The organism is Brevundimonas sp. (genome assembly GCF_041648615.1).
Classification (GTDB): domain Bacteria; phylum Pseudomonadota; class Alphaproteobacteria; order Caulobacterales; family Caulobacteraceae; genus Brevundimonas.
On the sequence record NZ_JBAZOS010000062.1, the window covers coordinates 1 to 6436 of the forward strand.

Below are 6436 nucleotides of genomic sequence, written 5' to 3' on the forward strand. Positions count from 1 at the left end.
TCATCGATGAACTGAAGGCCCGCCTTCGGCCGTCCGACGTGATCGGGCGGACGGTGAAGCTGAAACGTCAGGGGCGCGAGTACGTCGGCCTGTCGCCCTTCTCGAAGGAGAAGTCGCCGTCCTTCTTCGTCAACGACGACAAGGGGTTCTTCCACGACTTCTCGTCCGGCAAGCACGGCGACATCATCTCTTTTCTGCAGGAGACGGAGCGGCTCAGCTTCGTCGAGGCGGTCCAGCGGCTCGCCGGCGAGGCGGGCATGCAACTGCCGGCCGAAGACCCCAAGGAAGCCGAGCGCGAGCAGAAGCGGGCGGGCCTGTCGGACTGGATGGACCTGGCCCAGAAATGGTTCGCCGCCAATCTGCGCCGCACGCCGGGCAAGGCGGCGCGCGAATATCTTGAAAAACGCGGCCTGCCCGAGGATCAGTGGGAGCGGTTCGGCCTGGGCTATGCGCCCAACGACCGCGAGGGGCTGAAACAGGCCCTGATCCAGCGCGGCGCCAAGCCCGCTGAACTGGTCGAGGCCGGGATGCTGATCTCGCCGGAAAGCGGCGGCCAACCGTATGACCGGTTCCGCGACCGGCTGATGTTCCCCATCCTGGATGCACGGGGCCGGATCGTCAGTTTCGGCGGTCGGGCCATGAACCCCGACGACCGGGCCAAATATTTGAACGGCCCCGAGAGCCCGCTCTTCCACAAGGGCGCGACGCTATACGGCCTGCCCGAGGCGCGGCGGATTCTGGGGGCGGAGAGCAAGAACGACCAGGCCATCATCGTGGTCGAAGGATACATGGACGTCATCGCCTGCCAGCGCGCGGGCCTGCCGGCCGTGGCGCCGATGGGAACGGCCCTGACCGAGGAACAGATGGAACGGCTTTGGCGGGTGTCGTCCGAGCCGGTGCTGTGTTTCGACGGGGACGCCGCGGGGCTGCGCGCCGCCTATCGCGCCATCGAACGGTCGTTGCCGCTGCTGAAGGCCGGGCGGTCGTTCCGGTTCGCCCTGCTGGGCGCCGGACAGGATCCTGACGATATCCTTCGTGAAAAAGGCGCGCCCGCGCTGCGTCAGGCCCTGGCCGAAACCCATGGGTTCGCCGAGGTGCTGTTCCGCCGCGAGCAGGATCTGGAACCGCTGGACACGCCAGAACGCAAGGCCGGCTTCAAGGCGCGGCTGCGCAACACCGCCTCGGCCATCCAGGACAAGGATTTGGCCGAACAATACCGCCGCGACCTGTTTGATCGGTTCGACGCCCTGTTCCCGCGCAGCCCCCAGCGCGCGCCCTGGACGCCGGGGCAGGGCAGGCGCGGTTTCGGCCCGCCGCCCAAGCTGGGCCAGACTGCGGAAGGGGCCCAGGCGATGCAGTCGCTGTTCCGCGCCATCGAGCCGGTGCCGGCCGCCCTGGCGCACGGCGCCATCGACGATCCCGAAAGGATGGACGACCATCTGGAAGAAATCGCGGCCCACGGTTTCGGCGACAAGGGGCTGGATGGCCTGGCCCAAGAGCTGGTTCGCCTGCGTCTGTCGGGACATAGCCTTGACTCTGCCTCCCTGCGACGCCATCTGGCGCAATCGGGTCATGATGCCTTAGTGCGCGAGGTCGAGAAGGCGGCGGCAAAGTCCGGCGCGCCTTTCCTGGCCGCAAATGCGCCCCTCGCCGAGGCAAGGGTCCGATGGTCGCAGGCGTTCGACGCTTCAACACGCGTAGCCGCGTTGGAGGACGCCTTGGCCCATGCACGTGATGTGCCTGGGCAGGATGAGGCGTTTCGCCGGCTTAAGGCCGAGCGGGATGCGCTTCGCCGTGCGATCAAAGCCGGGACGATTTGGGAAGACAGCGCGGGCTCGTAACCTTACGGCCCGCCAGGCATTGTATTTTTCGTCGGGGCGGATTGATCACCCCCTCCGGCTGGAGACAGACTGACTATGAACGCACAGACCGAGACGCAGGAAACCGAGGCTTCGACCGATGGGCCCCTGCTCGATCTGACCGACGCCGGCGTCAAGAAGTTCATCAAACAGGCCAAGGCTAGAGGCTATGTGACGATGGAGGAACTGAACAAGGTTCTGCCGTCCGAAGAAGTCACGCCCGACGCCATTGAAGACACCCTGGCCATGTTGTCTGAGATGGGCGTCAACGTCGTCGAGGCCGAGGAGGACGCGCAGGAGCAGCAGTCCACCGACGTCGCCGCCGCCGCCGGCACCGCCGTCGCCGAGGCGCCCGCCAAAGCCGCCTATGACCGCACCGACGACCCGGTGCGGATGTATCTGCGCGAGATGGGCTCGGTCGAACTGCTGAGCCGCGAGGGCGAAATCGCCATCGCCAAGCGGATCGAGGCCGGCCGCGACGCCATGATCTCGGGTCTGTGCGAAAGCGCCCTGACCTTTGAGGCCATCATGGTGTGGCGCGACGAGCTTGAGAACAACCGCATCCTGCTGCGTGAGGTCATCGACCTCGACGCCACCTACGGCGTGCTGAACCCGTCGTCCCTGCCGGGCGCTGTCCAGCCCGAGGCCGAAGAGGCGGAAGAGACCGAGGAGAAACCGGCGGCCGAGGCCAAGCCTGAAACCGACGACGATGATGACGACGACGATTTCGACGATGGCGGCGGCATGTCGATCTCGGCGCTGGAAGCCGAGCTGCGCGATGGGGTGATGGAGGTCCTGAACCTGATCGCCGCCGACTTCGGCGCGTTCCGGGCGTTGCAGGACAAGCTGGTTCAGACCCGCCTGAAGGGCGAGGTGCTGAGCGCCAAGGACGAGAAGGCCTATCGCGCCCTGACGCTGTCCATCTCGGACCGTCTGAAGACGATGAAGCTGAACAACAACCGCATCGAGGCCCTGGTCGAGCAGCTCTATGCGATCAACAAGCGCCTGATCGGTTTGGAAGGCCGTCTGCTGCGCCTGGCCGACAGCTACGGCATCTCGCGTCCCGAGTTCTTGAAGGCTTATTTCGGCGCCGAACTGGACCCCACCTGGACGGAGCGGATCAAGGACCAGGGCGTGCGCTGGACCAAGTTCAGCGACAACGAAGCCACGCAGATCGCCACCATTCGCGCCGACGTCGCCGCCGTGGCTCTGGAAGCCGGCCTGCCGATCGACGACTATCGCCGCATCGTTCAGACGGTTCAGAAGGGCGAGCGCGAAGCCCGCCAGGCGAAGAAAGAAATGGTCGAGGCCAACCTGCGCCTCGTGATCTCCATCGCCAAGAAATACACCAACCGCGGCCTGCAGTTCCTGGACCTGATCCAGGAAGGCAACATCGGGCTGATGAAGGCGGTCGACAAGTTCGAGTACCGTCGCGGCTACAAGTTCTCGACCTACGCCACCTGGTGGATTCGTCAGGCGATCACCCGCTCGATCGCCGACCAGGCGCGGACCATCCGCATCCCGGTGCACATGATCGAGACGATCAACAAGATCGTCCGCACCAGCCGCCAGATGCTGCACGAGATCGGCCGCGAGCCGACCCCGGAAGAGCTGGCCGAAAAGCTGGCCATGCCGCTGGAGAAGGTGCGCAAGGTCCTGAAGATCGCCAAGGAGCCGATCAGCCTCGAAACGCCCATCGGCGACGAGGAGGATTCGCACCTGGGCGACTTCATTGAGGACAAGAACGCCATCCTGCCGATCGACGCCGCCATTCAGTCGAACCTGCGCGAAACCACGACCCGCGTCCTGGCCTCGCTGACGCCGCGCGAGGAGCGGGTCCTGCGGATGCGCTTCGGCATCGGCATGAACACCGACCACACCCTGGAAGAAGTCGGCCAGCAGTTCTCGGTCACCCGCGAACGCATCCGTCAGATCGAGGCCAAGGCGCTGCGCAAGCTGAAGCACCCGAGCCGGTCGCGGAAACTGCGGTCCTTCCTGGACAGCTGAAGACGATCAGGGGCGGCTCCGACGGGGCCGCCCTTTTTCGTTGCGAGATCCCATGGCGCGAAAGCACGTCAATCTGGGCATGGCGCCGGCCAAGGGCGACCTGCCGCAAAAGGTCTGCGCCGCCTGCGGCCTGCCGTTCGCGTGGCGCAAGAAATGGGCGCGGGATTGGGATCAGGTTCGGTTCTGCTCTGATCGCTGTCGGGCCAAGGACGCGGCTGAAGACCGGCGATAGACGGCTCTCTGGCTCGTGACCGCAGGCGATGAGGGAATCAGATAGCGTCCCGGCGATGTTGTCCCTGTCTCGCCTCTCGCCTGCCCTGATCTGCCTCGGCGTCGTGCTGGTTCTCAGCAGTTGCGTGCGCCGCCCGCCCGAGCCCTTGAGGCCGTCTTATCCCACGCGGACAGAAGCGCCGCTGGTCGGGGGACTGGTCGACCGAGTGATCGATGGCGGCACCCAGGCCTTGGTCGTCCGTGAGGGGGGCAACCTGGGGCAATGCCTGGCCGAGATGAACGCCGCGCGGGTGCGGTTCAGCCCCGTGTCCGACCGCCAGAACACCCCGACCTGCGGCCTGAGCCAGGGCGGGGTGCTGGGCGCCGATCTGGGGACGGTGGCGCGGATGTCGCCGGGCGAGGTGGAGATGACCTGCCAGACGGCGCTGGCCCTGAGCATCTGGCGGCGGCAGTCGCTGGAGCCGGCGGCGCGAGAGATCCTGGGCTCGGACGTGGTCCAAATCGATCACATGGGCGCCTACGCCTGTCGCAACGTGAACAATGGCGGGGTCAGCACCCGCGTCAGTGCCCACGCAAGGGCCATGGCGCTGGACGTGTCCGGCGTGCGCCTGCGCGACGGGCGGCGCATCACCCTGACCGACAACTGGCAAGGCGATGCCCCCGAAGCCCGTTTCCTGCGCCGCATCCGCGACGACGCCTGCCGCATCTTCGGCACGGTGCTGAGCCCGGATTACAACGCCGTGCACCGTGATCATCTGCACCTGGAGGCGACGGACACGCGGTTCTGCCGCTGACCGCCGCCCGCTGGCGGATCAGCTTTCGAAGATCGGCTGGAACCCGCCCCACATCATGCGCTTGCCGTCGAAGGGCAAGTCCATGTCGGAAAAGTCCGGGTCATTCTGCATCTTTTCCCAGCAGGCGTCGGCCGTCGCGCGGTCCGGCCATTTCAGCCAGGAGAAGACGACCGCCTCGCCCTCCTCAAGCTTCACCGCCAGGTCGAAGCCTGTGACCTTGCCGGGGGGGATGTCTTCGCCCCAGGTCTCGACCTGTTCCAGGGCGCCGTATTTCTGGAACAGGGGCCAGGATTTGCGGGCGGACTCGAGATAGCGCTCCTTGTTCTCGCTTTTCACGGGGGTCAGGAAGCCGGTGATATAAGACATTTGGTTTCTCCTTCGGAGGTTGACCCCTATCGCTTGCCGCGCGGCGGCTCGCTGCTTGAGGGGTAGGGGGCGGATGTTCGTTGAAGGCGCAGGCGTAGGCTTGGTGAAAAGCGACAGTCAGGCGGCCGATTAACGCGGCCGACTACCCTGCCTTGTCAGCAGCCGCCTCCAGACCGGCGATGTCGATCTTCGTCATCGTCATCATGGCTTCGAAGGCGGCCTTGGACCGGGCCGGATTGGGATCGTCGTAGAAGGCCATCAGGCGGCGCGGCGTGACCTGCCAGTTGACGCCCCAGCGGTCCTTGCACCAGCCGCAGGCGCTTTCCTGTCCGCCGTTTCCGACGATGGCGTCCCACAGGCGGTCGGTTTCGGCCTGATCCTCGGTCATGACCATGAAGGAGACAGCCTCGGTCTGAGGAAAGTTCGGTCCGCCGTTCAGGCCGACATAGGGCCGCCCGGCCAAGGTGAACTCCACCACCAGTTCGGCGCCCGCCGGACTGGACGGATTGTCTGAGGGACTGGCGACGACCCGGTCGATGCGGCTGTCGGGCAGACCCAGAGAGACATAGAATTCAGCCGCCTTCTTGGCCTGACCCAGATCGTACCAGAGGCAGGGAATGATCTTGTCGGCCATGGCTCAGCCTCCGCCTATCTGAGCGGCGAAGGCCTCGGGACCCTCGGTGGCGGCTTCGGGGTCCATCCACATGACCTCCCAGATGTGGCCGTCAGGATCGGCGTAGCTGCGGCCGTACATGAAGCCGTAGTCCTGCTTGGCGTTGGGATCGGCCTGACCGCCGGCCTTGGCGGCGCGGTCGATCACGGCGTCCACGGCGTCGCGGCTGTCCTCGGAGACGCAGATCAGCACCTGGGCCGTCTTGTGCGCGTCGGGGATGGCGCGGTCAGTGAAGCTGGCGAACTTCTCGTGGGTCAGAAGCATGGCGTGGATGGTGTCGGAAAAGACCATGCAGGCGGCGGTCTCGTCCGAGAACATCGGGTTCTTGGTCGCGCCCACGGCTTCGTAGAAGGCGACCGAGCGGGGCAGGTCGGTCACGGGCAGGTTGACGAAAATCATCTTTGACATGGCGTTCTCCCTCTCTCTGATGATGCAAGTCTTGCGTCTCGATGTTATGTTAGTCAACCATGAAGTTAGAAAAAGTAACTAAAGAGCCTGTCGGTCGG

The 6436-nt window shown here is 65.4% G+C and carries 7 protein-coding genes; 4 read left to right on the forward strand and 3 right to left on the reverse strand.

The window, feature by feature from the left end:
- The first annotated feature begins 2 nt into the window (after positions 1 to 2).
- From dnaG to WC555_RS14880, 4 genes are all read left to right on the forward strand, one after another.
- The gene (gene dnaG / locus WC555_RS14865; protein ID WP_373254820.1) at positions 3 to 1841 is read left to right on the forward strand and encodes a DNA primase; all 1839 of its coding nucleotides are present in this window, start codon (positions 3 to 5) and stop codon (positions 1839 to 1841) included.
- A gap of 75 nt (positions 1842 to 1916) precedes the next feature.
- Positions 1917 to 3866, forward strand: a complete 1950-nt coding sequence (gene rpoD / locus WC555_RS14870; RefSeq protein ID WP_135193654.1) for an RNA polymerase sigma factor RpoD — start codon at positions 1917 to 1919, stop codon at positions 3864 to 3866.
- Positions 3867 to 3918: 52 nt separating this feature from the next.
- On the forward strand, positions 3919 to 4098 hold the full coding sequence (locus WC555_RS14875; protein ID WP_373254821.1) for a DUF2256 domain-containing protein: 180 nt from the start codon (positions 3919 to 3921) through the stop codon (positions 4096 to 4098).
- Positions 4099 to 4153: 55 nt separating this feature from the next.
- Entirely contained in the window at positions 4154 to 4891 is a 738-nt protein-coding gene (locus WC555_RS14880) for an extensin family protein (RefSeq protein WP_373254823.1), read from the forward strand.
- An 18-nt stretch (positions 4892 to 4909) separates the two neighbouring features.
- On the opposite strand, the gene WC555_RS14885 is transcribed toward WC555_RS14880, so the two are convergent.
- The 3 genes from WC555_RS14885 to WC555_RS14895 all read right to left on the reverse strand — a co-directional run bounded on the left by WC555_RS14885 (position 4910) and on the right by WC555_RS14895 (position 6338).
- A complete protein-coding gene (locus tag WC555_RS14885; protein ID WP_373254825.1) occupies positions 4910 to 5257 on the reverse strand; it encodes a DUF1428 domain-containing protein in 348 nt (115 codons plus the stop codon).
- Between the two features lie 142 nt (positions 5258 to 5399).
- Entirely contained in the window at positions 5400 to 5891 is a 492-nt protein-coding gene (locus tag WC555_RS14890; RefSeq protein WP_373254827.1) for a VOC family protein, read from the reverse strand.
- A gap of 3 nt (positions 5892 to 5894) precedes the next feature.
- A complete protein-coding gene (locus WC555_RS14895) occupies positions 5895 to 6338 on the reverse strand; it encodes a VOC family protein (RefSeq protein ID WP_373254829.1) in 444 nt (147 codons plus the stop codon).
- Positions 6339 to 6436 lie beyond the last annotated feature (98 nt).

What these genes read in the sequence shown, in the direction of transcription:
- rpoD (WP_135193654.1), top strand. Translation starts at nt 1,917, where the DNA reads ATGAACGCACAGACCGAGACGCAGGAAACCGAGGCTTCGACCGATGGG.
- WC555_RS14875 (WP_373254821.1), top strand. Translation starts at nt 3,919, where the DNA reads ATGGCGCGAAAGCACGTCAATCTGGGCATGGCGCCGGCCAAGGGCGAC.
- WC555_RS14880 (WP_373254823.1), top strand. Translation starts at nt 4,154, where the DNA reads ATGTTGTCCCTGTCTCGCCTCTCGCCTGCCCTGATCTGCCTCGGCGTC.
- WC555_RS14885 (WP_373254825.1), bottom strand. Translation starts at nt 5,257, where the DNA reads ATGTCTTATATCACCGGCTTCCTGACCCCCGTGAAAAGCGAGAACAAG.
- WC555_RS14890 (WP_373254827.1), bottom strand. Translation starts at nt 5,891, where the DNA reads ATGGCCGACAAGATCATTCCCTGCCTCTGGTACGATCTGGGTCAGGCC.
- WC555_RS14895 (WP_373254829.1), bottom strand. Translation starts at nt 6,338, where the DNA reads ATGTCAAAGATGATTTTCGTCAACCTGCCCGTGACCGACCTGCCCCGC.